This is a genomic window from Methylobacterium sp. yr668, assembly GCF_900116245.1.
In the GTDB taxonomy this organism is placed as follows: Bacteria; Pseudomonadota; Alphaproteobacteria; order Rhizobiales; family Beijerinckiaceae; genus Methylobacterium.
The window spans coordinates 97,034-123,775 of sequence record NZ_FOZY01000014.1 but is presented as its reverse complement, the minus strand read 5'-3'; the positions used below and the strand labels follow the sequence as shown (position 1 = coordinate 123,775).

The window sequence follows — 26,742 nt, the reverse complement described above, 5'->3', positions numbered from 1 at the left end:
GATGCCGATGGATGCGGGCGAGATCGAGCGCATGATCCGCGAGGCCCTGCCGGACGCGCAGGTGGAGATCCGCGACCTCGCGGGCGACGGCGACCACTACGCCGCCACCGTCCTGTCGGCGGCCTTCAAGGGCAAGACTCGGGTCGCGCAGCACCAGATGGTCTACGGCGCCCTCCAGGGCCGGATGGGCGGCGTGCTCCACGCCCTTGCGCTGACCACGGGCGTCCCGCAGGATTGAGCCTTCTCGCGGGAGCGCTCCCGATGGATCGACCGAGTCTCTACGACGACGACATCGTGACCTGGGCCGAGGAGCAGGCGGCGGCCCTGCGCGCGCTGGCTGAACGGCCTGAGTTATCGAACGCGGTCGATTGGGAGAACGTTGCCGAGGAGATCGAGAGCAAGGGGCGTTCGCATCTGCTGGCCGTCGAGGGGCTGTTGATCCAGACGCTCGCCCACCTCCTCAAGCGCGCGTCCGCCCCGCTCGCGCCGGCCAGCCTGCATTGGCGGGAGGAGGTCGCGACCTTCCAGATCACCGCCTGGAACGCCTACGAAGCGTCGATGCGGCAAAGGCTGAACTGGAGCAGGATCTGGAAATCGGCCGTCACGGCTGCCGAGGCTGGTCTTAGCGCCTATGGGAACGCGCTGCTCCCGGGGCTGCCGGAAGCCTGCCCGATCCGTCCTGAGGATCTGCTGACCGAGACTTTCGATATTGAGCGCGCACTTCGTACGATCGCCGCTTCGGTTGCGCGCCGCTGAATCAGACCTCACATACGACCGACGAACAAGGACAGAGCGATGACCGACGTCAACACGACCATCCAGAACGAGATCGCCTCCCAGGACGTGGTGGTGTTCATGAAGGGCACGCCGCAGATGCCGCAATGCGGCTTCTCGGGGCAGGTGGTGCAGATCCTCAACTACCTCGGCGTGCCGTTCAAGGGCGTGAACGTCCTGGCCGACCAGGAGATCCGGGAGGGCATCAAGGCCTTCTCGAACTGGCCGACCATCCCGCAGATCTACGTGAAGGGCGAGTTCGTCGGCGGCTGCGACATCACCCGCGAGATGTTCCAGTCGGGCGAGTTGCAGACCTTCCTGTCCGAGAAGGGCGTGCCGGTGAAGACCGCCGCCGCCTGACTCTTTTGAGACTCGGCACATTGGATGAGGGCGCCCGCGGGCGCCCTTTTTCGTGCCCGTCTTTGCGAGCGCAGCGAAGCAACCCAGGGCAGCGCGAGCTCGGCGGGCGTGGCGCCGCTGGATTGCTTCGCTCCGCTCGCAAAGACGGCAACCGACTCAGCGTGGCTCGCGCGCGACAAACAGCGCCACGCAGCCGACGACCGTGATCTCGACCGACCGGAACCGCTGCTCCAGCGCCGCGCGCAGCTCCGGCAGGGTGTCGGCGGCGTTCGAGAACACCCCTTTTCGGTTGTAGACCCGCATCAGCGCCCGCGCCGCGCCCGTGGTCGGGACGCCGCCCGACAGGATCGTGGCGCCGAACACCACGCCGTCATCGGCCAAGCACGGTCGCACCGTGTCGAAGGCCTTCGCCTTGGCGGCGATATCGCCCGGCAGGCAGTGCAGCAGGTAGGTCATCCCGATCGAGTCGAACGGCGCGATGCCGCTGGCCGGCGCGCCGAGAACGTCGACCCGGTAGGTTTCGGGCCGGTAGCGCGCGATCCGGTCGGCCGCGAAGGCGAGGCTGTCGGCGTTGAGGTCCATCAGGCCGACCCGCGGCGCGGGCGTCGGGAACCGGCATCGGTCGAGGTACCAGCCGGTCCCGACCCCGACGTCGAGATGCGCGAGGCCCGCGTGCCGGTCGTAGAGATCCAGGATCCGCGCCGTGGGGCAGCGCCAGATCAGCGGGTTCGAAAGGCGCAGCACGACAAGGTCGTAGATCTGCAGCGTCCGCGGATTGTAGATCGCCTGCCCGGCTCGGGTGTCGGTCGCCATGGCTCTCCGTCAGGGCCCCTGTGGGCGGCACGCATTCGCCTTCGCTGCCGCGATCGCCTATATCAGACCCTTTCCAACGTATGGATCGTTTGAACGCCATGGCGACGCCGTCGCTCGATAGCGCCCGCGCGGCCGATGCCGCGATCGAGAAGGCGCCGGATCTCCTCCCCGAGGCGCTGCCCGGCCGCCGCCCCTCGCTGGTCGGCCTGACCCGCGACGCCCTCAAGGCGCAGCTCATCGGCATGGGCGTGCCCGAGCGCGAGAGCCGGATGCGCGCCGGCCAGGTCTGGCACTGGGTCAATTTCCGCGGGGCGTCCGACTTCGCCGAGATGACCAATGTCGGCAAGGCGCTGAAGGCGCAGCTCGCCGAGCACTTCACCCTGGAGCGGCCGGAAGTCGCGAGCCGGCAGGTCTCGCGCGACGGCACCCGCAAGTGGCTGCTGCGCATGGCGCCGACCAACCGGCAGGAGCACAATCGCGGCGCCGAGATCGAGTGCGTCTACATTCCCGGCCCGGACCGGGGCACGCTGTGCGTGTCCTCCCAGGTCGGCTGCACGCTGACCTGCTCGTTCTGCCACACCGGCACGCAGCGCCTCGTGCGCAACCTGTCCGCGGCCGAGATCGTCCAGCAGCTCGTCACCGCCCGGGATGAGCTCGGCGACTGGCCAGGCCAGATGCCGAGCCGCGACGCCGGCGGCTCCGGCGAGGTCGGCCGGCTCGTGACCAACATCGTGTTCATGGGCATGGGCGAGCCCCTCTACAATCTCGACGCCGTGGTCAACGCGGTCGGGGTGATGTCGGATCAGGAGGGGCTCGCCCTGTCCCGCCGCCGGATCACGGTCTCGACCTCAGGGGTCGTGCCACAGATCCCGCGGCTCGGCGAGCAGGCCAACGCCATGCTGGCGATCTCGCTCCACGCCGTGCGCGACGACCTGCGCGACGAGCTGGTGCCGCTCAACCGGAAATACCCGATTGCCGAGCTGCTCGCGGCCTGCCGGGCGTATCCGGGCCTGAGCAACGCCCGCCGGATCACCTTCGAGTACGTGATGCTGAAGGGCGTCAACGATTCGGACGCGGACGCGCGGGAGCTGGTGCGCCTGCTCAAGGGCATCCCGGCCAAGATCAACCTGATCCCGTTCAACCCCTGGCCGGGCAGTCGCTACGAGTGCTCGGACTGGGACCGGATCGAGCGCTTCTCCGAGATCGTGTTCAACGCCGGCTACGCCTCGCCGGTGCGCACGCCCCGCGGCCGGGACATCCTGGCGGCCTGCGGCCAGCTCAAGAGCGAGACCGAGAAGCTGCGCGCCCGCGCCCGGCTGATGCAGGAGGAAGGCATCGGCGTGGAGAGTTTCTACGCGGGCGCCGACGACTGACACCCGTCCTTGCGAGCGCAGCGAAGCAATCCAGAGTAGCGCCACGCTCACCGATGGCGCGCTGCCCCGGGTCACTTCGCTGCGCGCGCGATCACAGCGCGTCTCACGCCGCGAACCGACGCTCCTCCGCCCGACGAAGCGGCATCTCCTCGGTGCCGACCCATTCCGTCCGGTGCCGCGGCAGGGCCTCCGGGTGCTCGGCCTGGAGCCACGTGATCATCGCCTCGCGGACCACGCAGCGCAGGTCCCAGGCCTGGGGGGCGTTGCGGGCGCTCACCAGCATCCGGATCTCGATCGTCGCTTCCTTCGCATCCGAGACCTGAAGGTTCACCACCTTGCCGTCCCACAGGGGCGTAGCCCTGGCGATCTCGGCGAGCTTCTCGCGCATCGCTGCCACCGGCACCCGGTGGTCGACGTAGACGAACACGCTGCCGATCAGCGAGGCGCCGTCGCGGGTCCAGTTCTGGAACGGCTTCTGGATGAAGTAGGTCAGGGGCAGGACCAGCCGGCGCCAGTCCCAGAGGCGGACCACCACGTAGGTCGCGGTGATCTCCTCGACCCAGCCCCACTCGTTCTCGACGATGATCGCGTCCTCGATCCGGATCGGCTGCGTGATGGCGATCTGGATGCCGGCCACGAGGTTCGACAGGACCGGCTGCATGGCCAGACCGAGGACGAGGCCCGCCGCGCCCGCCGAGGCGAGCAGGCTGACGCCGTACTGGCGCACCGGCTCGAAGGTCATCAGCGCCACCGACAGGGTGACCAGCGCCACCAGCGTCACGCCGGCCCGCTCCAGGATGCGCATCTGCGTGAAGTGCTTGCGCGCCAGGAGGTTGTCCTCGGCGTCGAGCTTGAACCGCCGCAGGTAGATCACCGTGGCGATGTGGAGCGCGGTGGCGCAGCACCAGCCGGTCAGCGTCACGAAGGCCACCAGCAGGATCTGATTGAGGGCAATCCGCACCTCCCAGGACAGGTGCACGGTGGTCGAGGCGAGGCTGATCGCCACCACGATCAGGCCGAGGCGGCTCGGCCCGCGGGTGCGCGACACCAGCGAGCGCCAGAACAGGCTCTTGCCCGCGACCGCCCGCTTCATCGCCCGGTAGACCACCCCGTGCAGGGGCATCACCACGGCGCAGCAGGCGACGATGAGGATCAGGCTCTCGGCCCACCACGGCAGGTAGGCCAGCGCGCGGGCTGCAGAGCCGGCGAGCGCGTCGAGGTCCGGCATCGGGCATCGCTCCACGGGTTCCGAACGGGACCTGTGGGAATGGGTGGGCGCTCGCGGCGGTTCCGCAGCGCACCATGTGCCTGCCGCAACGCAGCAGCCCGGCCCGGCGGGTTGCGCCTCCGTGCTCGAGGCCGAGGCCGGACGATGCCCTCAGCACCACCGTCCTTGCGAGCGGAGCGAAGCAATCCAGGGAAGCGCCACGCTCACCGACGGCGCGCTGGCCCTGGGTCGCTTCGCTGCGCTCGCGATGACGGGAGGTTGAAGTCGAGCGGAGCGCGCGAACGCCGGCCGCCCTACTTGGCCGCCCCCACCGTCACGCTGCCCGAGGCGGTCCGGCCGAACCGCGCCGGCCGGTACATGTCTTCCACGGTGGCGCCCGGATGGACGTAGGTCCCCGGCGAGACCGCACGCACCGTGTAGGCCACCGTGAAGAAGGCCGACTGGCTCGGGTCGCGGTCGTAGGCGGCCACGAACCGGTCGTCCCGGAACTCGGTGTGGACCGGCTGCACGTCCGACTTGGCGAAGGCGAGCCCCTGGAGTGCGTCGGCGTCGAGGAGCTTCGGATTGTCGATCTCCAGCCCCGCCGGCAGCGGATCGACCAGCAGGAGCCGCGCCGCCTCCGCCTTGGCCTCGGTGACCTTGAGCACCACCACCAGCCTGTCGTTCTGGCGCAGGCCGCTCGCCGGATCGACGACGCTGCCGTCGAGGCGGCGGAAGCTGCGCTCGATCGTGTAGCCCTGCTGCGCCGCCGGCTCCGGCACCAGAGGGCTGCCGTTGACGGTCACGGCCACCTGCACAGGCGCGCGGCCGGTATTGGTGAGCTGAACGCCCCGGTCGGCCAGGGCCGCCTCCCGATAGACCCGGGCCAGCAGGCCGGTCTGCGGGGCGCCGTCCAGGGTGAACGAGAGGGTGCCCGCCTCGTTCGACAGGCTCTCGGCGGCGAGCACCAGCCAAGCATTCTCCTGCGTGCTCGTCGAGCGCTCGGATTGCTGCTCCTCGCCGAGCACGGAAGCCGCGGGGCCCAGCGCCCCCTGCGCCAGCCCGCTCTCGGCGGCGAGCGTGATCAGCCCGGCTCCGTCGCGCAGGCGGGAGCCGTAATCGGCGCGGTAGACACCCTTGTCGCGCTCAGCGCGCAGGACCGTGAGCGCCGATTCCATGGTCTTGGCGGCGCGGCCGCGGTCGCCGAGCAGCGCCAGGGCGGCGGCGAGCTGCGCGCGCCCGAGGGCGGAGGAGAAGTCGCCGATCTTGGTGTCGGCGAGGTAGCGCAGGTCGCCCATCACCGGCCGCCCGTTCCGGGCGAGCACGTACGCCGCGTAGGCGAGGTCGGCGCCGCCGTTGCGCACCTCGGTGGCGTTGGCCACCGCGTTGCGCAGGTAGTCGAGGGCCTGGGCGAAGGCCTTCTGCGGGACCGCGAATCCGCGCTCGCGGGCGCGAGTCAGGAAGTCGGTCACGTAGGCGTCGAGCCAGAGGTCGCTCGACCCCTGCGCCGACCACAGGCCGAAATCGCCGCTCGAATCCTGGCGGGCGAGCAGGCGCTCGATCGATTCGCGCACCCTTTCGTCCGCGCCCGCGTCGAGGGCGAGCTTCTCCAGGGCCGCGAGCTTGTTGACGTAGAGCAGCGGCATCGCCCGGCTCACCACCTGCTCGGAGCAGCCGTAGGGATAGCGGTCGAGCGCCCGGAGCAGGGCCGCCACGTCGACCCCCGGCAGGGCCGTGGCCGAGAGCGAGACGCTGCCGGTGCCCGGCTGCAGGTCGGCGAGGAGGTCCGAGGTCAGCGTCAGGTTCGCCCCCGGGGCGAGGCTGCGCACCGAGCGGCGCAGCAGGGCGCCCGTCCCCGGCGAGATCCCTAGGGCGAAGCTCTGGTTGAGTGCGGCCGGGAGGCCCGGCCCCGACAGGGCGAGGTCGAGCCGTGCCGTGCCGGGTCCGGCGGCGGTGAGGGGGATCGCGAACTGGCCCTTCGCGCCGGCCTCCAGCCGCAGCGTCTGGCGCAGCGCGCTGGCGCCGACCACGACCGGGCCGGTCGGGCTCAGGTCGACCGTGTACTCGCCCGCCTGCCCCTCGACGTTGTCGAGGGCCACGAACAGGCGCGAGCGGTCGCCGGTGTCGAGGAAGCGCGGCAGCGTGGCGCTGAGCACGACCGGATCGCGGATGATCACGTCGGCCTGCGCCTGCCCGACCCGGTCGCCGCTCCAGGCGGTGACCATGACGCGGCCGGTGCCGTTGAAGGCCGGGATCGGGAAGGTGACGCTGGCCGCGCCGTCCGGCCCCACGGTTACCACGCCGGAATAGAGCGCCAGCGGCGCCTGGGTCGGCGGGGAATCGGCGAGTTCGCCGCCGCCCGCGTCGCCGCCGGAGCGGATCGCCCCGGCAGAGCCCTGCATGCCGTCGATCAGGTAGCCGTAGAGGTCGCGGACCTCCGGTCCGAGCGCCCGCTGGCCGAGGAAGTACTGGGTCGGGTCCGGCGCCGCGTAGCGGGTCAGGTTGAGGATGCCGACATCGACCAGCGCCACGGTGATCCGCGCCGGCTCGCCGGCCTTCAGTCCGGTGAGCTGGACCGGCAGGGTCAGGTCCTGGCGCGGGCGCGCCCGCTCCGGCGCCTTCAGGGCGACCCCGAGGCTGCGCCGCTCCCGGTCCACCGAGAACCACGCCAGACCCAGCGCCCGGCCGGGCAGGCGCTTGGCCGCTTGGTCGAGGGGCCGGTAGGCGGTGGCCACTAGGTAGGCGCCGGCGCCCCACTCGGCCTTCACCGGAATGCTGACCGTGGTGCCGCCCTCCGGCACGCTGACCTCCAGGGTCTGGTGAACGCGGTCGCTGACGACCATCAGGCTGGCCTGACCTTTGAACTTCGGGCTGAGCTTGGCCCGCAGCGTGTCGCCGGCCGCGTAGGCGGCCTTGTCGAGGGTCAGGTCGAGCAGGTCGGGCGCCTCCGCGGTCTCGGAGCCACCCCAGCCCACCTCGAAGCCGAGGCTCGCACCCGCCTCCGGGGCGCCCGCGGTCGAGACCTCCAGCCGGTAGCGGCCGAGGCCGACCGGCGCCTCGATCCGGCTCGGGCCGGCGGCCGTGAGGTCGACGGTGCCGCTGGCGACGCGCCGGGCGGACTTCACCGCCTCGAACGACCAGCGCCCGTCCGCCCGGTACCACTGATAGGAGGAGTCGATCCGCGACAGGGTCCAGCTCACGCCCGGCCGGGCAACGAGCGCCCCGTCGGGGCGCGCGAACACCACGTCGAAGCCCGCGATCCCGCCCTCCTTGAGGTCGGTAAAGCCCTTGCGCAGGGCGAGGACCGGGCTCGCCGGGAGGATCGGCAGGGTCAGGCTGCGCGACAGCGCCCGGCCTCCGGGCTCGCCGACCGCCAGCGTGATCTTCGCCTCCAGCGCTCGCGGTGCCGCGACCTGGGGCACCGGCACCGTGACGGTGGCGGCGCCCTGCGCGTTCGTGGTGGCGTGGTCCTGCAACTCCTGGGTCGTCGGCTCCACGGCCTCGTCGTCGAGACCGATGGAATAAGTCTCCAGTCCCTTGATGCCGCTGGTGGCCGCCGCCTGCACGGTCACACTGCCCGACACGTCGAGATCGGAGCCCGGGGCGCCGTAGAGGTAGCGGGCGGCGACGTCGACCTGCGCGGCCTCGCCCCGGTTCAGGGCCGCCTGCCGGGCCTTGAGGGTCACCTCCAGCCGCTCGGGGACGTAATCCTCCACGAGGAAGCTGGTCTCGCCGATCGCGGGCGCCTTCGGGTCCGTGTAGGCGGAGACCCGCCACGTGCCGTGCATCGCCCCCGACAGGAGCGGCAGCGGCAGGGCCCGGCCGCCGAGCCCCTGGTCGGGCACCGAGACGCGCCGGTACTCGACGCCGTCCGGCCGCTTCACCACCAGGGTCAGCGGCAGGTCCGGCACGGCGGCGCCGCGGGGGTCGCGCAGCAGGGCGGTGAGCTGGACGGTCTCGCCCGTGCGGTAGACCCCGCGCTCCGGGAACAGGTAGGCGTCGAGGCCGCCGGTCTCGGGCCGTCCCTTCACGCCGCGGTCGGTGAGGTCGAAGGCGCCGAGGTTGAGGTCGAGGAAGCCGTAATCGCCGCCCGCCTGGGCGACCACGAGGCTCGGCGCCAGACCGCCCTCCCCGCGGGCGAGCCCGGGATCGAAGGCGACGTGGCCCTGCGCGTCCGTGGTCCGGGTGCCCAGCACCTCGTTGTTGCGGGCGACCAGCCGGATCTCGGCGCCCGGCATCACCTGCGCGGAGGCGAGCGAGCGCAGGACCACGGTGACCCCGTCCCGGCCCTTGGTGGCGGTCAGCCCCAGATCGGAGACCACGAACCACTGGGTCGCCTGGGTGTCGTACTCCTCGTCGGCGGCGGCCGTGCCGGAGGGGCGGGCCAGCATCACGTAGAGGCCGGGCTCGAGCTTGCCCACGGCCTGGAGGACCGGGAAGGCGGTGACGGCCTCCTGGTTCAGCTCGGCCTTGGCGGTGTCGAGGGTGCCCTTCCAGACGCGCTGACCCTTCTCGGACGCGATCGTCCGAGCGGTGGACCCGCTGAGCTGGCCCAGGAAATCCTCCGACCGCAGGGTCGGCAGCAGGCCGCGATCGCCGATCCGCAGCACCTCGACGTCGAGCTTGGGCGCGTTCACCGAGACCAGGGGCACGCCCGCCTGGCCGGTCCGGGGCAGGACGTAGTTGCGCCCGGTGAAGCGCACCTGCGGGGCGCGGTCGCGGACGTAGATCTCGTAATCGGCGGCCTTGAGCAGGCTCTCGCCGACCGCGGAGGGCAGGCCCTGGCGGACCACGATGGCGTAGCGGCCGCCGTGCTTGAGCCCGTCGACGCAGACCTGGGAGCCCTCCCCGGTCACGGCGGCCGCGCTGCTGCCCGAGACGGCGACGAAGGGAGCGTAGTCGGTCTTGGGGCGGATCGCCTCCGAGAAGGTGAAGCAGGCCCGGGGAGCGGCCGCGTCGGAATCGACCTTGTAGTCGAGGATGCGGAAGCCGTGCTGCGCCCGCACGGTCTCGTAAGTCTCCCGGACCGAACCGGTCTCGGCCAGCGCGAGGCTCGCCGCGTAGGCGTCGAGCGCCGGGCGCCAGGATTCCTGCTCGGCCTCGGCGGCGCCGAGCGCCGCCAGCGCGGCCGCGGCGTCGGCCGCCGTGCCGGCGCGCTCGTAGGCGCGGTAGGCAGCGGCCGTCACCCGCCCGCGCAGGCGCGACCGGCCCTGGTAGTCGTTGTCCTCGAGGGCACCCAGGGCCGCCGCGGCCCCCCGGGCATAGGCCTGCCAGTTGCGCGCGTCGGCGGGATCGGCCGCCACCGCGGCGGTCAGAGGCGCCAGCGCCTCGTCGGGCTTGTCGGCGGCGAGCAGGGCCAGTCCGGCGGCGCGGGACTGGCCGGCGGGCCGCAGCGGGCCGCCGGCCTCCGCCTTCAGCGCGGTCTCCAGGCGGACCGCCGCGCTGGCGAGGTCGGCCCGGACGAAGGTCCTGGTGAACGGCGCGGCGACGGCCGTCGCCGGGCGGGGCGCGGTGCGGGCCGCAGGTGGGGACAGGGCTGGCGCGGTCTGGGCGAGGGCCGGATTGCTGGCGATCCCTCCGAGGAGCGCCAGGGCACCCGCGAGCCGTCCGAGCCGCGCCATCAGCCTGTTCCCCACCCGCAATCCCGATGATTCGTTCCGGGTCCCGTCGCGCGGGAGCCTAGCACCGGCGGTCGGGCTCGCAACGCTTCGGATCGCTGTAGACCCTGCCCGGCCTCGCGCCGAGGCTCAGAACGCCTTCAGCACCTGCTCGGCGTGCTCGACGGCGACCGGGCCGGCGAAGCAGTGGGAGACCAGGGCGCGGTAATCCTGCCAGGGCTGCGAGCCGGTGAAGTCCTTGGTGTGGGCCTCCAGCGTGTCCCAGTGGATCAGCAGGCGGTAGCGCTGCGGATGCTCGATCGAGCGCCGAACCTCGAAGTGCCGGCAGCCCTTGGCCTGCTTGAAGATCGCCGAGGCCTCGGTGATGCCCTTCTCGAACTCGGCCTCGAGGCCGGGCTTGATCTCGATCTGCGCGATTTCGAGGATCATCGGTGCGGTTCCTGTCTCAGGTGCGACGGGCGCGGCCGAGCTTGGCCGCGAGGATGCGCTGCGGGCTTAAGGTGGGGTCGGCCTGGGCGGCGACCGGCAGGTAGGCGGTCTGCTCCAGCATGTAGCGGCCGCCCATGGCACCGTGCATCACGAGGTCCGAGAGGGTCCCGGGTGAAGGCACGGTAGCGGATCAGCAGCCGGCGCAGGGACTCCTGCACCTCCGGCGAGGCGGCCGCGCCGCGCAGCTCGGCCGCCTCGCCGGGGACAATTCTGCGGATCGGGGTGATCATCGTCTGCGCGCCGGCGGCCGTCACGGTCCGGCCCCCTCTAGCGGAGCCGCCGGCGGGAGGCCAGGGCCGCGCATTTCCGGTGGACGGCGGGTGTCATCCACCGGCGCGGCGGAGGGCACGCGCCGGATCGGCTTGCGCAACCGCTTCGTTCCCGGCACGTTCCCCGGCCAGCACCCGGCCCGAGAGCCCGGCGGAGGATGGCGCCGATGGCGACCCTGAAGGAATTCGAGGAGGCCCTGCGCGAGCACGGCATGAACATGGCGCTGGCGCTGCTGGAGCGCCTGCGCGAGCGCGACCGCGCCACCCGGACGGTGAAGCCCGCCCGGCGGCTGACCGGACAGAAGATGACCCCGGAACTCGCCCGGGCGATCCTGGACCTGCACGCCACGACGGGCATGACCCAGCAGGAGATCGCCTTCAAGGTCGGGGTCAACCAGGGCCGCGTGAACGAGGTGATCAAGCGCGGCAAGTGGCTGAGCGACGACCCGAACGCCCCGGAGGCCGTGGCCCGCGACAAGGCGGTGGCCCGGATGCGCGGCGACCCGAAGCCCAGGAAGGCCGCCGCCGCGCGCCCCTCCTCCGGGCGGGCCAAGGAGCGCAAGGCCGCGCCGCCGAAGGCGCGCAACCAGGGTCAGCTGGCTCTGGGGGATCTCTGAGGGGCTGCCGCACCGTCGTCCTCGCGCGGAGCGAGGCAACCCAGGGCAGCGCGATTCTGCGAAGCGCGGCGACGCTGGATCGCTCCGCTCCGCTCGCGAGGACGGTGCGGGCTCCCGCCTCCGAGGGCCCGCGCTCTTACCCGGCCGGCGCGAAATGGCCCCGGTAGCGCGCCCCGATCACCTCGACCGGCAGCGCGACGAACACGTCCGTCGTTCCGAACTGGCGGTCGATCACCGCGCCGTCGCCGAAGGTGGCGCCGAGGCGCAGGTAGCCCTTGATCAGGGGCGGCAGCGCCTGCAGGGCGGCCTTGGCGTCCACCGCCTCGCGCGGCATCCGGTCCATCGCCACCGCCCGCTCCGGCAGCGCCCGGGCCCGCCAGCCCTCCGGCGCGCGGGCATGGTGGTGCAGGAAGGCGAGCGGTAGAGCCAGCCGGTCCGGGTCGGTGCCCTCCAGGCTCGCGCAGCCGATCAGCGCGTCGATCCGGTGGTGCAGGACGTAGGCGTAGATCCCCTGCCACAGCAGCTCGACGGTCCGCTTGCTCCGGTAGGGCTTGAGCACGCAGGAGCGGCCGAGCTCGAGGAGCCGCCGATGCCCCTGCGCGGCGAGAAGCGGCGCGAGGTCGTACTCGCTCTCCGAGTAGAAGCCGGTATGCCGCTCGGCCACCTCGCCGCGCAGCAGCCGGTAGGTGCCGACGACCTTCGGGCGCGGCTCGACGAAGGGCTTCTTCCGCCGCGGCGCCGCGTGGTCGAGGACGAGGAGGTGGTCGCAGACCGCGTCGTAGCCGTCGACGTCGCGCCGGGACAGGGCGGCGAGCCCGGAGGGCACCGCCGACATCTCCTCGTAGAAGACCTTGTAGCGCAGCCGCTGGGCCCGCCGGATCTCCGATTTCCGCGTCGCCAGCCGGACCTCGAGGCTGCCGATGCGGCCGAGGCTGCGACCCTCGAACGGCTCGGGCAGGCGGATCGCCCGCTCGGCCGAGAGCACGTCGTCGATTCCGCCCACGCCCTCGACGCCCGGCAGCGGGACCGACCGGCGGCGCAGCTTGGCGATCGGCGCGCCGACGCCCCACTGCACGCCCCTGTGCCAGCCGGCTCCGAGCGCGCTGTAGGCTCCGCGGGCGAGATTGGCGACCATCGTCGGGTTCACTCCGGGTGCGCATCCGTGCACCGTCGAATCCGACAGAGAGCACGACGGCCACACGCCATTATGACAGCCGCCACGAGAAAGCGCCCCGGCCGGGGCCGGGGCGCTCCAACAACCTGATCGGTACCTGATGTGGACCCGACGGTTCCCGCGCGGGGCGGGGTCAGGCGGCCTGCTGGACCGCGTCCTTGCGGACGTCGCCCTCGATCACCGGGGCGCTGGGGCGCGCCGCCGAGGCGATCTCGATGCGACGGGGCTTCTTCGCCTCCGGAACCTCGCGGACGAGGTCGATGTGGAGGAGGCCGTTCTCGAGCGCCGCACCCGTCACCTGGACGTGGTCGGCGAGCTGGAACCGCCGCTCGAAGGCGCGGGCCGCGATGCCCTGGTGCAGGAACTCCGCCCTGCCCTCGGCCTTGCGCTCGCCCTTCAGCGTGAGCGCGTTCTCCCGCACCTCGATCGACAGGTCGGACTCGGTGAAGCCGGCGACCGCGACGGTGATGCGGTAGGCGTTCTCGCCGGTCCGCTCGATGTTGTAGGGCGGGTAGGTCGGGGCCGCCTCGGCGCTCGCGAACTGGTCGAGGGCGGAGAACAGGCGGTCGAAGCCGACGGTGGAGCGGTACAGGGGAGCGAGATCGAACTGACGCATGACATATCCTCGTCTGAGCAACATGCAATTCCGGTCCGCCCGATGGGCCGGACCCGTCTCTCGTGCCGCCTGACGGCCGGCACAGACGAGATATCGGAGGGGGAAAATCGCGCTTCAAGACCCCCGGCGAGGGTCGGAAACGAGATTTTTTCGCTACGGTCGCAGAGTGCATCCGGGCGTGTATCGGACGATGCGCGGAGGCGCTGAGGTGAGGCCAGTGAGACGCTTCGACGGTGACACCGGGCGCGAGCCGCCGCTCCTGACGCTGCGCAGCACGCCCGACAACCCGGTCCCGCCGGGCGGCACGCTGATCGCCGTCGGCACGCGCGACGACTGCACCCTGCGGGCGGCCTACTGGCAGACCACGGCGCGCACCTGCCGGGGCACGGTCTGCCTGCTCCAGGGCCGGGCCGAGTTCATCGAGAAGTACTACGAGACGATCCACGAGCTGCGCGCCCGGGGCTTCGCCGTCGTGGCGTTCGACTGGCGCGGCCAGGGCGAATCGGACCGCCGGGTCGACGACCCCCACAAGGGCCACGTCGCCCGGTTCGACGATTACCGGCTCGACCTGCGGGCGGTGGCCGAGACGATCCTGGTGCCGCTGATGCCGGAGCCCCATGTCGGCCTCGCGCATTCCATGGGCGGATGCGTCGCGCTCCTCGCGGCCCTCGACGGCGCGCTGCCGTTCCGGCGGCTGGTGACCCTGGCGCCGATGCTTTCGATCCGGATGGTCCGCTGGCCGGCCGGCGCCGCGATCCTGTCGCGGGGCCTGCAGCGGCTCGGCCTCGGGAGCCGCTACATCCCGTTCGGCAAGCCGGTCTCGATCGCCACCAACCCGTACGCCGGCAACCGCCTGTCGCGCGATCCCATCCGCTACGCCCGCAACGCCGCGGCGGCGCGGCAGGTCGGCGCCGGCGCGGTCGGCGACCCGACGATCGCGTGGCTCGCCGAGGCGTTCCGCGCGATGGCGCGGCTGCGCGACCCGCGGGCGGCGCCGCGGATCGGGCTGCCGACCCTGATCGTCGCGGCGGGCGCCGACCCGGTCTGCGGCACGGCGGAAACCGAGCGCTTCGCCGCCCGGCTGAAGGCCGGCCATATCCTGGTCCTGCCGGATTCCCGGCATGAGATCCTGACCGAGCGCGACGCGATCCGGCAGGATTTCTGGGCGGCCTTCGAGGCCTTCGTGCCGGGCTCGCCCCTGCCGACCCACGCGGAGGTCGAGGCGCACGCCGTGGCGGTGCCGGTCGCCTGAGGCGTCAGCCGCCGAGATCCGGGTCGATGTCCCGCGGGCGCACGTACCGGTCGAGGTGCCCGCGGTCCGGCGCGATCTCCGCCCAGCGGTCGCCGTCAAAGTCGATCACCACGAAGGCCGCGGTCGGGAATTCCAGGGCCAGCCGGTCCCGGGCCGCCCGCGGTCCCGAGCCCGCGAGGATTGCGGCGAGGTCGCCGAGGCCCGGATTGTGGCCGACGACGATCAGCGTGGCGGCCGCGTCGGGCGCCTGCCGGATCACCCCGAGGATCCGGTCCGCCGGCGCCTCGTAGATCTCGGAATGCCAGCGCGTCTCGGGGCTGCCGAGGGCCGCCTCCATCGCGGCCCAGGTCTCGCGGGTCCGCGCGGCGGTGGAGACCAGGGCGAGGTCCGGACATAGGCCCTCCCGCGCGAGGTGGGCGCCCACCGCCGGGGCAGCCCGTTTCCCGCGCGCGTTGAGCGGGCGCTCGTGGTCCGCCACGCCCGGCGGACGGTCGGACTTGGCGTGCCGCAGCAGGATCAGCCTGCGCATGAGCGAACCTCTGACGCGTCTCGTGGGCCGGTCTCGGGGCTGCCGGTCCGGGCGCGCGCGACCGGACCGGGCGGCGCCCGCTCCCGCCCGGTTAGCCGAAAGCACCGCGTGCGGGAACCGCGGCTTTGCCCGCACCGTTCCGACCGGGAGCCGTCCGCAGCACGGCCCGCGGCCTGATCCGCGGCGCGACGGTCTCTGGCCAGGAGGCTGCCCGATGGACCGATCCGCCCGCGTCACCGAGATCCTGTCGTGGTACGGGGCCGACAGCCCCGGGACCCTCACCAACCTCGCCCGGATGCTGGAGCACGGCAAGCTCGGCGGCACCGGCAAGATGCTGATCCTGCCCGTCGACCAGGGCTTCGAGCACGGGCCCGCCCGCAGCTTCGGCCCAAACCCGCCGGCCTACGACCCGCACTACCATTTCGAGCTGGCCCTGGCGGCGGGGTGCAACGCCTACGCGGCGCCGCTCGGCTTCCTGGAGGCGGGCGCGCGCGACTATGCCGGGCGCATCCCGCTCATCCTGAAGCTCAACGATCACGACCTCCTGGCCGACGAGGAGGATCCCGAGCAGGCGATCACCGGCTCGGTGGCCGACGCCCTGCGGCTCGGCGCCTGCGCCATCGGCTTCACGATCTACCCGGGATCCGCACACCGCAACGCCATGTACGGGCAGATCCGCGCGATCGCCGAGGAGGCCAAGAGCGTCGGCCTCGTCGTGGTGATCTGGTCCTACGCCCGCGGCTCGGCCCTGTCGAAGGAGGGCGAGACCGCCATCGACGTGATCGGCTACGCGGCCCAGATCGCCGCGCAGCTCGGCGCCCACATCATCAAGGTGAAGCTGCCCTCGGCCCATATCGAGCAGCCGGCGGCGAAGAAGGTCTACGAATCGACCGGCATCCCGATCGGCACGGCGGCCGAGCGCGTCCGCCACGTGGTGCAGTGCGCCTTCAACGGCCGGCGGATCGTGATCTTCTCCGGCGGCGCCCAGGCCGAGGAGGCCAGCTTCCTCGACGAGATCCGCGCCATCCAGGCGGGCGGCGGATTCGGCTCGATCGTGGGCCGCAACGCGTTCCAGCGCTCGAAGGCGGACGCCCTGTCGCTGCTCGGCAAGATCACCGACATCTACGCGGGCCGCTGAGGCAGCCCTGCGTTCAGCCGCCGTCGCGGGCCAGCCGGGCGAGCCCGTCGCGGGTCGGCCCGGCCGGCCGCCAGCCGAGGGACGCGAGCCCGTCGGCGCGGGCGACGAGACCCTCGGCGACGCGGGCGAACTGCGCGTCCCGGCCGGTCAGCCGGCAGGCCAGCCGGAGGAGCCCGGCCGGGACCGGGACGAGGCCCGGGCCGCGGCCGAGGCCATGGCGGAGGGACGCGATCATCTCGGGCAGGCTGAGCGGGTCCGGGTCGGCCGCGACGAGGGCGCGGTTCAGGGGGGCGGGCGCCGCCAGCACCGCGTCCACGGCACCCGACAGGCTCTCCAGCGAGATCAGCGAGCGCCGCGCCGCGAGGCCGCCCAGCGGCAGCGGGTAGGGACTGCGCGCCAGCCGCAGGAGCGCGGCCATGTTGCCCTTCACGCCGGCGCCGTAGACGAGGACCGGGCGCAGCGCGACCCAGTCCAGGCCGGTCTCGGCGAGCGCCGCCTCGGCCTCGAGCTTGGAGCGGCCGTAGGCGTCGGTGGGCCGGGGCGGATCGCCCTCCCCGACCACGCCCGGCGCGCTCGCCCCGACCTGCGCGCGGATCGACGACAGGAACACGAAGCGGCGCACCTTCGCGCGCGCCGCGGCCTCCGCCAGCCGGCGCGTCGCCTCGGTGTTGAGCGTGCGGTAGTCGTCCTCCGGTGCCCCCGACATAGCATGGGCGAGGCCGGCCGAGTGCACCACCGCGTCGACGCCGCTGAGGGCCGCCGCCATGTTGATCGGGCGGGTCAGGTCGCCGACGACCGCGCTCGCCGCGCCCTCCGGCACGGTCGTGGGCCGGCGCAGCAGCACGCGGACCCGGTAGCCGCGCGCGGTGAGGTCGGCGAGCAGGTGGCGGCCGATGAACCCGGTCGCCCCGGTGAGCGCGATGAGTCCGGTCACGGCTGGGCGGCCTCTGTCACGGCTGGGCGGCACCTTCGGCTGGGGCCGGCGCCGGGGCGCGGGCGAAGCGGCGGAGCAGGGCGGCGACCAGGGCGAGCCCGGCGACCGATGCGGCGAGCGTGACCGGCCAGGACGGCCAAAACAAGGTCGCGGCGGCGAGCGCCGCCAGGGCGAGATTGGCCGCGAACACCCGTCCGACCACGCCGGGCACGGACAGCCCGTTGACGGTGGCCCGCTGGTAATAGTGCCCGCGATGGGCCTCCCAGACCCGCTCGCCCCGCGCCGCCCGCGCAGCGAGAGTCAGGCTGGAATCGGCGAGGTAGACGAGCGGCAGCAGCAGGGCGGCGGCGAGTCCGCCCGCCAGGGCGAGCTGGCACAGCAGCCACGCGGTGACGAGCCCGACCGGCAGCGAGCCGACATCCCCGAGGAAGAGCCGCGCGACCGGCCGGTTGAACGGTGCGAAGCCCAGCACCGCGCCCAGCAGGCTCGCCGCCACCAGGGTCGGCAGCGGCGGCAGGTGCCCGGCGAGGCCGATGAGCAGGAGCGCGCCCGCCACCGGGACGATCTCGGCCACCGTCATCCAGTCGAGCCCGTCCATGAAGTTCGTCAGGTTGACGAACCACAGGCCGGCCAGCAGCGCGAGACCGCGCTCCAGCCAGAGCGGCAGGCCGGGCAGCAGGCGCCCGTCGAGGTGCCAGACCAGCAGGCCGACCACGACGGCCTGCACGGCGAGCCGCAGGGCGGCCGGCAGCGGCCGGACGTCGTCCACGGCGCCGAGGAGAGCCAGGGCCAGGGCGCCACCGGCGAGCCAGATCCAGTCCGGCCGGCCGCCGATCTCCGGCGCCGCGATCAGCAGGCCCGAGATCGTGACCAGCGCCGTCACCACGGCGATCCCGCCCCCCTGCGGGGCCGGCACGGTGTGGCTGGAGCGGGCGTTCGGCCGGGCCAGGGCGTAGCGCTGCAGCAGCGGGCGCAGGCGCAGGATCAGGCCCGCCGAGAGCGCGGCGGCGAGGGGCACCGCCAGGAGCAGGATCGCGGTCAGGGCGGACGGCAGGGCGGACGGCAGGGCGGACAGGGCGGGCGGCAAGTTGGGCGGCATGGCGCCGTCCTACGCGATCCGCCGCCCGACCGTGAGGGGGGCTACGCCGCCCGCACCGTGGCGAGGAAGCGCGCGACCTCGGCCCCGAGATGCTCGGACTGACGCGACATCTCGCTCGCGGCCCCGAGCACCTGGGCGGCGGCGGCGCCGGTCTCCTCGGCGGACTGGGCGAGGCTCGCGATGGTGCCGGTGACCGCGCCGGTGCCGGCGGCCGCCTCGGCGACGTTGCGGACGATCTCCTGCGTGGCCGCGCCCTGCTGCTCCACGGCGGCCGCGATGCTGGCGGCCACGCCGTCGATCTCGCGGATGCGCCTGCCGATCCCGTCGATCGCCGACGCGGCCTGCCCGGTGGAGGACTGGATCCGGCCGATCTGGCCGGTGATCTCCTCGGTGGCCCGGGCGGTCTGCTCGGCGAGCGCCTTGACCTCCGAGGCCACCACCGCGAAGCCGCGGCCCGCGGCGCCGGCGCGCGCCGCCTCGATCGTGGCGTTGAGCGCCAAGAGGTTGGTCTGGGCGGCGATCCCGGAGATCAGCGCCACCACGTCGCCGACCTTCGCGGCCGCGCCGCTCAGGTCCTGGACCAGCGCCACCGTGTTGGTCGCCTCGGCGACGGCGACCCGCGCGAGCTCCGCCGAGCCGCTGACCTGCCGGCCGATCTCCTGCACGGAGGAGCCGAGCTCCTCGGCGGCGGCCGCGACGGTGTTGACGTTGGCGGCGGCGTCGCTTGCCGCACCCGCGACGGTGCCGGACTGCCCGGCGGCCTCGGTCGCGCTGCCGGTCAGGGTCCGGGCGGTGGCCTCCAGCTCGGTCGCGGCCGCCGACACGCCGCCGACGATGCCGCCCACCGCCTGCTCGAAGGCGTCGGCCATGGCCCGGGTCGCGGCCCGGCGCTGCGTCTCGGCATCGGCGCGGGCCAGCGCCGTCTCGGCCTCCAGGGCGCGCGCGCGGACGAGGTTGTCGCGGAACACCACCACGGAGCCCGCGAGCGCCCCGATCTCGTCGCGGCGCTCCTGCCCGGAGATCGCCACCTCGGCGTCGCCCGCCGCGAGGCGCTGCGTGACGGCGGCGATCTTGCGGAGCGGCCCGCTGACGCCGCGGGTCACCAGCACGAAGGCCCCGAGGGCCACCAGGAGGGCGAGGCCGGCGAGCGCCAGCACGTTCCGCTTGGCGGCGTCGTAGGTCTGCGCGATCAGCGTGCCGCTCGCCTGCGATCCGTCGCCGTTCAGGGCGACGAGCTTCTCCCAGTCGGCCATGATGGCGCGGATGCTGTCCGACATCGTCGTGTTGTAGATCCGCTGGCCGCCGGCGACGTCGCCTGCCTCGGCCTTGGCCACCGCCTCCCGCTGCTGCTCGGCGTAGGTGGCCACGTGCTGGCGGAACACCGCGTAGGCCTCGCGCTCGGGCTGGGTCAGCGGAAGGGCCTCGTACCGGGCGTACTGGGCCGCGAGCAGCGCGTCGCGCTTGGCGATCTGGTCGGCGACCTCGGCGCGCAGCGCCGGCGTGTCGGCGGTGATCAGGCGGACGGCGTTGACCCGCTGCCGCATGAAGTTGATGCCGATCCGGCCGAGGGCGTCGGTGGCCGGGATGCGCGTGTCGCGCAGCTGCGCGGCGGCGGATTCGATGCGGCCGAGCTCGGCCAGCGAGAGGCCGCTCGTGGCGGCGATCAGCAGTACCAGGGCCGCGAGACACAGGCCGAGCTTGGCCGCGATGGAGATACCGGCGCGCATAGGATTCGTCCCCGGTCCCGCACGTGGGACCAGGGCCTATGCTTGTCTGAGAAATATTAAGGTTGTTTGGTCCTGCCCGGACCGCGTGCGGTCCGGGCAGTCTCGGTCCGCTAGTAGACCTGGGCCTCGGCGCGCGGCGGATCCGCCGGGCCGTCCCGTCGATCCAGACCCTTCTCCACGACCTTGGCGAGCCCGACCATGATCTGGTCGATGGCGTAGTCCTTCGGCGTGTAGACGGCGCGCACGCCCATGTTCTTGAGGACCAGCTCGTCCTCCGGCGAGATGATGCCGCCGACCACCACCGGGATGTGGTCGAGCCCCGCCTCGCGCATCTTGGCGCGGACCTCCCGCACCAGCGGCACGTGGGAGCCGGACAGGATCGACAGGCCGACCACGTGGGCGCCGGTCTCCTTGGCCTTCGCGACGATCTCGGCCGGCGTCTGGCGGATGCCGTCGTAGGTGACGTCGAAGCCGACGTCGCGGGCGCGGAGCGCGATCTGCTCGGCGCCGTTGGAGTGGCCGTCGAGGCCGGGCTTGCCGACCACGAGCTTCGGCGTCTCGCCGAGCCGCTCGCCGAGATCGGCGATCAGGAGCTTGGCCTCCTCGGCCGCGCCGCTGGAGACGGTCTCCACGGTGACGCCGGTGGGCGCCCGGTACTCGCCGAAGACCGCGCGCAGGCGCGCGCCCCACTCGCCCGTCGTGACGCCGGCCCTGGCCGCCTCGATCGAGGGCGGCATGATGTTGGCGCCGGAGCGCGCCGCCTGCTCCAGGGCGTCGAGGGCTTGGCCCACGGCGTTCTCGTCGCGGCGGCCGCGCCACTCGCGGATCCGGCTCTGCGCCTCCATCTCGACGGTCTCGGAGACGGAGAAGATCGCCCCCTCCCCGGCCGTGAGCGGCGACGGCTCGCCCTGCTGCCACTTGTTGACGCCGACCACGATCTGATCGCCGGCCTCGATCGCCGAGATCCGGCGCGCGTTCGACTCCACCAGCGCGCGCTTGAGCGCCCCGGTTTCCACCGCCGCGACCGCGCCGCCGATGCCGCCGATCCGCTCCAGCTCGGCGCGGGTCTGCGCCTTCAGCTCCTCGACCTTGGCCTCGATCACGTGGCTGCCGTCGAAGATGTCGTCGTACTCGAGGAGGTCGGTCTCGAAGGCCAGGATCTGCTGCATGCGCATGGACCATTGCTGGTCCCAGGGCCGCGGCAGGCCGAGCGCCTCGTTCCAGGCCGGGAGCTGCACCGCGCGGGCGCGGGCGCGCTTGGACAGCGTCACCGCCAGCATCTCGATCAGGATGCGGTGGACGTTGTTCTCGGGCTGCTGCTCGGTGAGTCCCAGGGAGTTCACCTGCACGCCGTACCTGAAGATGCGCTTCTTCGGGTCGTCGATGCCGTAGCGCTCGCGGGCGATCTCGTCCCAGAGCTCCGAGAACGCCCGCATCTTGCAGATCTCGGTGACGAACCGCAGGCCCGCGTTCACGAAGAACGAGATCCGGCCGAACACCTCGGGGAAGCTCGCGGCGTCGAACTCGGGGTCCTCACGCACGGTGTCGAGCACCGCGATGGCGATGGCGAGCGCGTAGGACAGCTCCTGGACCGGCGTCGCCCCCGCCTCCTGCAGGTGGTAGGAGCAGACGTTCATCGGGTTCCACTTCGGCACGTTCTTGGTCGTGAACAGGATCACGTCCTTGGTGAGCCGGAGGGACGGCGCGGGCGGGAACACGTAGGTGCCGCGCGACAGGTACTCCTTGATGATGTCGTTCTGGGTCGTGCCCTGGAGGGCGGCGATCGGCGCGCCCTGCTCCTCGGCCACCGCGAGGTAGAGCGCCAGCAGCCACGGGGCCGTGGCGTTGATCGTCATCGAAGTGTTCATCTGGGCGAGCGGGATGTCCTGGAACAGGGTCCGCATGTCGCCGAGATGCGCGATCGAGACGCCGACCTTGCCGACCTCTCCGCGGGACAGCTCGTGGTCGGGGTCGTAGCCGGTCTGGGTCGGCAGGTCGAAGGCAACCGACAGGCCGGTCTGACCCTTGGCGAGGTTGCCCCGATAGAGCTTGTTGGACTCCGCCGCGGTCGAGTGCCCCGCGTAGGTGCGGATGATCCAGGGCTTGTCGCGGCTCGACTTGTCGCTCCTGGTCTCGGCGACGCTCGCGCCCATTCCTCGCCTCCGTGTGATCTTTGTATCCGCGCGGGGCGCGGCCTTGCGGTCACCGTAGCGAAGGCTTGAGCACGCGTCATCCGGGACGGAAGTGCAAGACGCCCGCGCGGGCATCCGCGGCTCATGAAAAAACTTGCCCGCCGGAACAGCGGGATTTGAAGGCGCCGCGGCGCGCCGCCGCCCGCGCGCCGCCCGCACCCGCGGTCCGGACGGTGCCGCGCGACGGTCCCGATCCGCTTTATCAGTTCTGGTATAATGTCCACCTGAACTGTCTTTAGCGGGACTTGCCGCTGTTCAGGCGCGAGAGATCAAGTCGAACCAATGACTTAGAGGTGCATGTGCTCGCCGGACGGCCCGGAGCAGCTCGGGCGCGCGGCGGTGGAGTCGGGCAAGGTCTCGGGGCCGGGGCGACCGAGGCCGGCGCCGAATAATACTTGGTCTGCCGGAAAGCCGATTTTGAATACGTGGTCGCGCGCCCTGTGCTCGCGCTTTTTTCATGTCGGAAACCGTCGGCTTTCGACTTTCGGCCCACTTGGACGCCTCCGGCATCGCCGGTATAGCGCGATGGAGAACCGCGGCCGTGAGAAACACGCGGGACGAGAGGAGAGCGAGATGGCGGCGAGCGCTGCGATCAGTCCGACGGGCGGGGAGGTCAAGGACCTCTACGAGATGGGTGAGATCCCGCCGCTGGGTCATGTGCCGGCCAAGATGTATGCCTGGGCGATCCGGCGCGAGCGGCACGGACCCCCGGAACAGTCCCACCAGCTCGAGGTGCTGCCGGTCTGGGAGATCGGCGACGACGAGGTGCTGGTCTACGTCATGGCGGCGGGCGTCAACTACAACGGCGTCTGGGCCGGCCTCGGCGAGCCGATCTCGCCCTTCGACGTTCACAAGGGCGAGTACCACATCGCGGGCTCCGACGCCTCCGGCATCGTCTGGAAGGTCGGCTCCAAGGTGAAGCGCTGGAAGGTCGGCGACGAAGTCATCGTCCACTGCAACCGCGACGACGGCGACGACGAGGAGTGCAACGGCGGCGACCCGATGTTCTCGCCCTCGCAGCGGATCTGGGGCTACGAGACCGGCGACGGCTCGTTCGCGCAGTTCTGCCGGGTGCAGTCCCGCCAGCTCATGGTCCGGCCGAAGCACCTCACCTGGGAGGAGGCCGCCTGCTACACGCTGACGCTCGCCACCGCCTACCGCATGCTGTTCGGCCACGCCCCGCACACGGTGAAGCCGGGTCAGAACGTGCTGATCTGGGGCGCCTCCGGCGGCCTCGGCGTGTTCGGCGTGCAGCTCTGCGCGGCCTCGGGCGCCAACGCCATCGCGGTGATCTCGGACGAGTCGAAGCGCGACTACGTGATGAGCCTCGGCGCCAAGGGCGTCATCAACCGCAAGGACTTCGACTGCTGGGGCCAGCTCCCCAAGGTCAACAGCCCCGAGTTCCACGCCTGGACCAAGGAGGCGCGCAAGTTCGGCAAGGCGATCTGGGACATCACCGGCAAGCAGGACGTCGACATCGTGTTCGAGCATCCGGGCGAGGCGACCTTCCCGGTCTCGGCGCTGGTGGTGAAGCGCGGCGGCATGGTGGTGTTCTGCGCCGGCACGACCGGCTTCAACATCACCTTCGACGCCCGCTACGTCTGGATGCGGCAGAAGCGCATCCAGGGCTCGCACTTCGCCCACCTCAAGCAGGCCTCGTCGGCGAACCAGTTCGTGCTCGACCGGCGGATCGACCCGTGCATGAGCGAGGTCTTCCCCTGGGACAAGATCCCCCAGGCCCACACCAAGATGTGGAAGAACCAGCACCCGCCGGGCAACATGGCCTGCCTCGTCAACTCCCCGCGCGCCGGCCTGCGCACGGTCGAGGACGTGATCGAGGCCGGTCCGCTGAAGCGGTAAGGCGCTCCGTCGGGCCGGTTCCCGCTCTCGCGCGGGGCCGGCCCGATCGGCTAGGCTCGCGGCGTCCCGCGCCGACTCGGCGACCGATTCGGTGTGCCGGGGCGCTGATGACGGGCCCACGCGATCCTCACAGGACCCGGCCCCGATCCGGACAAGGGGCACGGTTTTGAGCGGCGACGACGAGGCTTACGTCTACGACGAGGCGACGGGCGAGTGGCTCCCGCCCGGGTCCGCGGCCGCACCCGCCGAGACGAGAGCCGTCCGCGACGCGGCCGGCAACGTCCTGGCCGACGGCGATTCGGTCACGCTGATCAAGGACCTCAAGGTCAAGGGCGCGAACCAGACCCTGAAGCAGGGTACGGTCATCCGGTCGATCCGGCTCACGGACGATCCGGAGGAGATCGACTGCCGCCACGACACCATCAAGGGCCTCGTGCTGCGCACCGAGTTCGTGCGCAAGCGCTGAGGCCGATGCGGGGCAGCGCTTCTCCCGGCCGCGCTACCGCCGCCGCGTCTCGTCCTGCGGCAGGTGGCGGCCGTAGGCCTCCTGCTTCTCGGCGCGCTCCTGGATCAGGTCGGCGTAGGCCTGCCGCATCTCCGGCGAGACGCTGATGCTCTTGCCCTTGGCGGCCTTGCGCTTCGGCGCCTTCTTGAAGGTGTTGTTCGTGTCGCTCATGCCGGGCTCCGCGTCGAACCGTGGCGGCATCGCGTGGCCGGACGACCGATCCGGGATCCGGCCGCCGCCCAGGGCCGGACATCCGCCCTGTAGCGCATCGCGGCGCCGGACGCACGGCTGCCGGGACCGGGCCGACACCGGCCCGGCACCGGATTGATCTGGCCTGTCGCGGCGGCCTCTGCCAGGATCGGGACGACGCGGTGCAGAGAGGGTCGGGGGCGGGCATGGATTCGGGTGACGCGTCGCGGTGTCGGAACCCGGATACCCTGCGCGGCCGCGCCCGGCGCGCGACGGCCCTCGCGATCCTGATCGCCCTCGGCACCGGGCCTGTCGGGGCCCAGGACCGGCCGGCGCCCGCCCGGGCCGCCCCCAGACCCGCGCCGGCCGACCCCGTCTTCGAGGCGATGCGGGCGGGCTTCGAGGCCCTGCCGGAGGCCGACCGCAAGGCCGTCCAGGACGCCCTGGTCTGGACCGGCGATTTCAACGCCGTCGTGTCGGGGGCCTTCGGGCGCCGGACCTTCGAGGCGCTCACCGCCTACGGCGCCCGGACCGGCGGGGCCGACCCCCTCGATCCGCGCGGCCGTGCGGCGCTCCTGGCCGCCGGCGCGGCGGCGCGGAACGCGGCGCGCTTCCGCGTCGCGGTCGATCCCGGGACCGGCGCCGTGATGGGCGTGCCCGAGAGACTCCTGGCGAAACGGACCGCCCTGCCCTCCGGAACCCGCTGGCAGAGCCAAGACGGCCGCGTCACCCTGGAATCCCGCGCCTTCCCGCCGGGGGCCGAGAGCCTCGACGCGCTGTTCGAGAAGGCGACCGCGCCGCTCCCCGGCCGCAAGGTGACCTACAAGCTGCGGCGGCCGGACACCGTGGTGGTCACCGCCGAGACCGGGCCGGGACTGTCCTACATCCGCTACGCGTCCGGACCGGAGGGCGTGCGGGGGTTCCTGCTCGGCTACGATCGCGCCCTGGCGCCGGAGGTCGACCGGCTCGTGATCGCCGTGGCGAACGCCTTCGTGCCGTTTCCCGATCCCGCCGCGGCGCCGGCCGCGCAGCTACCCCCGAGCCCGGGTCCGGCACCGGCGGCCCGCGCCGCCGCCCACCCGGCGCCCCAGCCGCAGGCCGCGCCGCTGAGGCCGGCGAGCCTCTCCCCCGCGCCGGCCTCGGGCGCGGGTCTCGCGGTGGCGCCGGGACGCGTGCTGACCGCCGCCGCCGTGCTGGAGGGCTGCGCCCAGCCCAGGATCGGCGCGGCATCGGCGCGGGTGCTCGCCACCGATCCCGCCGGCCTCGCCCTCCTCGATGTGCCCGGCGCCCCCGCCCCGCTCCGGCCCGCGCTCCGGACCGAGCCCGTCGGTGCCGAGGAGAGCGTGATCGCCCTGGCGCCGGGTGCGGACGGGGTCCAGGCCGCTCCCGGTGAGGCGCGGGGCGGCGACGTGATCGCGGCGCTCCAGCCGGGTTCCGGCGGCGCGCCGGTGCTGGACCGGTCGGGGGCCCTCGTCGGTCTCGTCGCCCGCTATCCCGCGGCGCCGCGCCGGGTCGCCGGGGTGGTGCCGCCGGCACGCCTGCCGGTCGTTTCGGCGCGGGCGATCTCCGCCTTCCTCGCCGCCCAGGGCATCGCCGCGGCGGCGCCGCATTCGGGTGGCGGGCCCGGCGCGGTCGCGCCTGCCGTGGTGGGGATCACCTGCCGCTGAGATGCGGGTCGCGCGGCGGATCCCCTGTCGCTCGCGCGGGATCCGCCGGCGTTCACGAGCCTGGGCGGACGAGCCGTCCGCCCAGGCGACGGGCCGCTGCTCAGAGCCGCCCGGTGACCAGGAGCACGATCAGCACGATGAGCAGGATGCCGCCCAGGCCGAAGCCGGGGCCGCGATACGCACCGCCGCCGAGGAAGCCGCCGCCGCCGAAGGCCAGGATGATCAGGATGATGAGTAGGATGGTGACGAGGGACATCGGTCGCGTTCTCCGGACGGTCGCGCTGGTGCGAGCGTGACCGTTCAAACGCTGCGACATTCCGTTCCGTTCAACGCCAAGCCA

At 72.7% G+C, this 26,742-nt stretch carries 23 protein-coding genes and 1 pseudogene; 10 read left to right on the top strand and 14 right to left on the bottom strand.

Annotated features, from left to right (window positions below; genetic code table 11):
* Window position 1: 1 nt before the first annotated feature.
* From BM419_RS18395 to grxD, 3 genes are read left to right on the top strand one after another with little or no spacing between them, the layout of a single operon-like run.
* Window positions 2-238 carry a BolA family protein gene (locus tag BM419_RS18395; RefSeq protein WP_007568343.1) on the top strand — a complete coding sequence of 79 codons (237 nt, stop codon included), beginning with the start codon at window positions 2-4 and terminating at the stop codon, window positions 236-238.
* A gap of 23 nt (window positions 239-261) precedes the next feature.
* Window positions 262-756, top strand: a complete 495-nt coding sequence (locus BM419_RS18390) for a DUF29 domain-containing protein (RefSeq protein WP_091927277.1) — start codon at window positions 262-264, stop codon at window positions 754-756.
* A 39-nt stretch (window positions 757-795) separates the two neighbouring features.
* A complete protein-coding gene (gene grxD / locus BM419_RS18385; protein WP_012318124.1) occupies window positions 796-1,134 on the top strand; it encodes a Grx4 family monothiol glutaredoxin in 339 nt (112 codons plus the stop codon).
* A 156-nt stretch (window positions 1,135-1,290) separates the two neighbouring features.
* Here the strand turns inward: grxD and BM419_RS18380 are convergent, their stop codons facing one another.
* A complete protein-coding gene (locus BM419_RS18380) occupies window positions 1,291-1,947 on the bottom strand; it encodes a class I SAM-dependent methyltransferase (protein WP_091927276.1) in 657 nt (218 codons plus the stop codon).
* Window positions 1,948-2,045: 98 nt separating this feature from the next.
* On the opposite strand from BM419_RS18380, the gene rlmN reads away from it, so the two are divergent.
* On the top strand, window positions 2,046-3,320 hold the full coding sequence (gene rlmN / locus BM419_RS18375) for a dual-specificity RNA methyltransferase RlmN (protein WP_091927275.1): 1,275 nt from the start codon (window positions 2,046-2,048) through the stop codon (window positions 3,318-3,320).
* 103 nt (window positions 3,321-3,423) lie between these two features.
* On the opposite strand, the gene BM419_RS18370 is transcribed toward rlmN, so the two are convergent.
* From BM419_RS18370 to BM419_RS31670, 4 genes and pseudogenes are all read right to left on the bottom strand, one after another.
* Window positions 3,424-4,548, bottom strand: a complete 1,125-nt coding sequence (locus BM419_RS18370) for a mechanosensitive ion channel family protein (protein ID WP_091927274.1) — start codon at window positions 4,546-4,548, stop codon at window positions 3,424-3,426.
* Between the two features lie 293 nt (window positions 4,549-4,841).
* Window positions 4,842-10,148 carry an alpha-2-macroglobulin family protein gene (locus BM419_RS18365; protein WP_091927273.1) on the bottom strand — a complete coding sequence of 1,769 codons (5,307 nt, stop codon included), beginning with the start codon at window positions 10,146-10,148 and terminating at the stop codon, window positions 4,842-4,844.
* Between the two features lie 126 nt (window positions 10,149-10,274).
* Window positions 10,275-10,574, bottom strand: coding sequence for an antibiotic biosynthesis monooxygenase family protein (locus tag BM419_RS18360; RefSeq protein ID WP_010685588.1), 300 nt, complete (start codon window positions 10,572-10,574; stop codon window positions 10,275-10,277).
* Window positions 10,575-10,590: 16 nt separating this feature from the next.
* Window positions 10,591-10,740 (bottom strand): annotated as a pseudogene (locus tag BM419_RS31670) (Kdo hydroxylase family protein); the annotation flags it as partial.
* 330 nt (window positions 10,741-11,070) lie between these two features.
* Here BM419_RS31670 and BM419_RS18355 point away from each other — a divergent pair.
* Window positions 11,071-11,520 carry an RNA polymerase subunit sigma-70 gene (locus BM419_RS18355; protein ID WP_091927272.1) on the top strand — a complete coding sequence of 150 codons (450 nt, stop codon included), beginning with the start codon at window positions 11,071-11,073 and terminating at the stop codon, window positions 11,518-11,520.
* Window positions 11,521-11,656: 136 nt separating this feature from the next.
* Here the strand turns inward: BM419_RS18355 and BM419_RS18350 are convergent, their stop codons facing one another.
* Together BM419_RS18350 and BM419_RS18345 are read right to left on the bottom strand one after the other, a co-directional pair.
* Window positions 11,657-12,655, bottom strand: coding sequence for a l-ornithine N(alpha)-acyltransferase (locus BM419_RS18350; protein WP_056523569.1), 999 nt, complete (start codon window positions 12,653-12,655; stop codon window positions 11,657-11,659).
* Between the two features lie 172 nt (window positions 12,656-12,827).
* Window positions 12,828-13,310: an Hsp20 family protein gene (locus BM419_RS18345; RefSeq protein WP_042673074.1), complete on the bottom strand. Its 483-nt coding sequence runs from the start codon at window positions 13,308-13,310 to the stop codon at window positions 12,828-12,830.
* Window positions 13,311-13,527: 217 nt separating this feature from the next.
* On the opposite strand from BM419_RS18345, the gene BM419_RS18340 reads away from it, so the two are divergent.
* Entirely contained in the window at window positions 13,528-14,562 is a 1,035-nt protein-coding gene (locus BM419_RS18340; protein WP_056523499.1) for an alpha/beta fold hydrolase, read from the top strand.
* Window positions 14,563-14,566: 4 nt separating this feature from the next.
* On the opposite strand, the gene BM419_RS18335 is transcribed toward BM419_RS18340, so the two are convergent.
* Window positions 14,567-15,091 carry a SixA phosphatase family protein gene (locus BM419_RS18335; RefSeq protein ID WP_091927271.1) on the bottom strand — a complete coding sequence of 175 codons (525 nt, stop codon included), beginning with the start codon at window positions 15,089-15,091 and terminating at the stop codon, window positions 14,567-14,569.
* A gap of 214 nt (window positions 15,092-15,305) precedes the next feature.
* Between BM419_RS18335 and BM419_RS18330 the strand changes: the two genes are divergently transcribed.
* Window positions 15,306-16,229, top strand: coding sequence for a class I fructose-bisphosphate aldolase (locus BM419_RS18330; protein ID WP_056523495.1), 924 nt, complete (start codon window positions 15,306-15,308; stop codon window positions 16,227-16,229).
* A gap of 13 nt (window positions 16,230-16,242) precedes the next feature.
* Here the strand turns inward: BM419_RS18330 and BM419_RS18325 are convergent, their stop codons facing one another.
* From BM419_RS18325 to BM419_RS18310, 4 genes are all read right to left on the bottom strand, one after another.
* On the bottom strand, window positions 16,243-17,163 hold the full coding sequence (locus tag BM419_RS18325) for an NAD-dependent epimerase/dehydratase family protein (protein WP_056523493.1): 921 nt from the start codon (window positions 17,161-17,163) through the stop codon (window positions 16,243-16,245).
* Window positions 17,164-17,179: 16 nt separating this feature from the next.
* Window positions 17,180-18,262, bottom strand: a complete 1,083-nt coding sequence (locus BM419_RS18320; protein ID WP_091927270.1) for an MraY family glycosyltransferase — start codon at window positions 18,260-18,262, stop codon at window positions 17,180-17,182.
* A 41-nt stretch (window positions 18,263-18,303) separates the two neighbouring features.
* A complete protein-coding gene (locus tag BM419_RS18315; RefSeq protein ID WP_091927269.1) occupies window positions 18,304-19,989 on the bottom strand; it encodes a methyl-accepting chemotaxis protein in 1,686 nt (561 codons plus the stop codon).
* Window positions 19,990-20,099: 110 nt separating this feature from the next.
* Window positions 20,100-22,142, bottom strand: coding sequence for a protein meaA (locus BM419_RS18310; RefSeq protein WP_020092440.1), 2,043 nt, complete (start codon window positions 22,140-22,142; stop codon window positions 20,100-20,102).
* 612 nt (window positions 22,143-22,754) lie between these two features.
* Here BM419_RS18310 and ccrA point away from each other — a divergent pair.
* Window positions 22,755-24,041: a crotonyl-CoA carboxylase/reductase gene (ccrA, locus tag BM419_RS18305; protein WP_042672037.1), complete on the top strand. Its 1,287-nt coding sequence runs from the start codon at window positions 22,755-22,757 to the stop codon at window positions 24,039-24,041.
* 166 nt (window positions 24,042-24,207) lie between these two features.
* Window positions 24,208-24,507 (top strand): alkylphosphonate utilization protein, encoded by a 300-nt coding sequence (locus BM419_RS18300; RefSeq protein WP_091927268.1) that lies wholly within the window; start codon window positions 24,208-24,210, stop codon window positions 24,505-24,507.
* A 33-nt stretch (window positions 24,508-24,540) separates the two neighbouring features.
* On the opposite strand, the gene BM419_RS32430 is transcribed toward BM419_RS18300, so the two are convergent.
* Window positions 24,541-24,717: a hypothetical protein gene (locus BM419_RS32430; protein WP_012318104.1), complete on the bottom strand. Its 177-nt coding sequence runs from the start codon at window positions 24,715-24,717 to the stop codon at window positions 24,541-24,543.
* A 224-nt stretch (window positions 24,718-24,941) separates the two neighbouring features.
* Here BM419_RS32430 and BM419_RS18290 point away from each other — a divergent pair, with 224 nt between their 5' ends.
* Window positions 24,942-26,402, top strand: a complete 1,461-nt coding sequence (locus BM419_RS18290; protein WP_091927267.1) for a serine protease family protein — start codon at window positions 24,942-24,944, stop codon at window positions 26,400-26,402.
* A 100-nt stretch (window positions 26,403-26,502) separates the two neighbouring features.
* Here BM419_RS18290 and BM419_RS18285 read toward each other — a convergent pair whose 3' ends face one another.
* The gene (locus tag BM419_RS18285; RefSeq protein ID WP_007563230.1) at window positions 26,503-26,658 is read right to left on the bottom strand and encodes a hypothetical protein; all 156 of its coding nucleotides are present in this window, start codon (window positions 26,656-26,658) and stop codon (window positions 26,503-26,505) included.
* Window positions 26,659-26,742: the final 84 nt, after the last annotated feature.

Coding starts and splice junctions, on each gene's coding strand:
- BM419_RS18395 (WP_007568343.1), top strand. CDS start 2: ATGCCGATGGATGCGGGCGAGATCGAGCGCATGATCCGCGAGGCCCTG.
- BM419_RS18390 (WP_091927277.1), top strand. CDS start 262: ATGGATCGACCGAGTCTCTACGACGACGACATCGTGACCTGGGCCGAG.
- grxD (WP_012318124.1), top strand. CDS start 796: ATGACCGACGTCAACACGACCATCCAGAACGAGATCGCCTCCCAGGAC.
- BM419_RS18380 (WP_091927276.1), bottom strand. CDS start 1,947: ATGGCGACCGACACCCGAGCCGGGCAGGCGATCTACAATCCGCGGACG.
- rlmN (WP_091927275.1), top strand. CDS start 2,046: ATGGCGACGCCGTCGCTCGATAGCGCCCGCGCGGCCGATGCCGCGATC.
- BM419_RS18370 (WP_091927274.1), bottom strand. CDS start 4,548: ATGCCGGACCTCGACGCGCTCGCCGGCTCTGCAGCCCGCGCGCTGGCC.
- BM419_RS18365 (WP_091927273.1), bottom strand. CDS start 10,148: ATGGCGCGGCTCGGACGGCTCGCGGGTGCCCTGGCGCTCCTCGGAGGG.
- BM419_RS18360 (WP_010685588.1), bottom strand. CDS start 10,574: ATGATCCTCGAAATCGCGCAGATCGAGATCAAGCCCGGCCTCGAGGCC.
- BM419_RS18355 (WP_091927272.1), top strand. CDS start 11,071: ATGGCGACCCTGAAGGAATTCGAGGAGGCCCTGCGCGAGCACGGCATG.
- BM419_RS18350 (WP_056523569.1), bottom strand. CDS start 12,655: ATGGTCGCCAATCTCGCCCGCGGAGCCTACAGCGCGCTCGGAGCCGGC.
- BM419_RS18345 (WP_042673074.1), bottom strand. CDS start 13,310: ATGCGTCAGTTCGATCTCGCTCCCCTGTACCGCTCCACCGTCGGCTTC.
- BM419_RS18335 (WP_091927271.1), bottom strand. CDS start 15,091: ATGCGCAGGCTGATCCTGCTGCGGCACGCCAAGTCCGACCGTCCGCCG.
- BM419_RS18330 (WP_056523495.1), top strand. CDS start 15,306: ATGGACCGATCCGCCCGCGTCACCGAGATCCTGTCGTGGTACGGGGCC.
- BM419_RS18320 (WP_091927270.1), bottom strand. CDS start 18,262: ATGCCGCCCAACTTGCCGCCCGCCCTGTCCGCCCTGCCGTCCGCCCTG.
- BM419_RS18315 (WP_091927269.1), bottom strand. CDS start 19,989: ATGCGCGCCGGTATCTCCATCGCGGCCAAGCTCGGCCTGTGTCTCGCG.
- BM419_RS18310 (WP_020092440.1), bottom strand. CDS start 22,142: ATGGGCGCGAGCGTCGCCGAGACCAGGAGCGACAAGTCGAGCCGCGAC.
- ccrA (WP_042672037.1), top strand. CDS start 22,755: ATGGCGGCGAGCGCTGCGATCAGTCCGACGGGCGGGGAGGTCAAGGAC.
- BM419_RS32430 (WP_012318104.1), bottom strand. CDS start 24,717: ATGAGCGACACGAACAACACCTTCAAGAAGGCGCCGAAGCGCAAGGCC.
- BM419_RS18290 (WP_091927267.1), top strand. CDS start 24,942: ATGGATTCGGGTGACGCGTCGCGGTGTCGGAACCCGGATACCCTGCGC.
- BM419_RS18285 (WP_007563230.1), bottom strand. CDS start 26,658: ATGTCCCTCGTCACCATCCTACTCATCATCCTGATCATCCTGGCCTTC.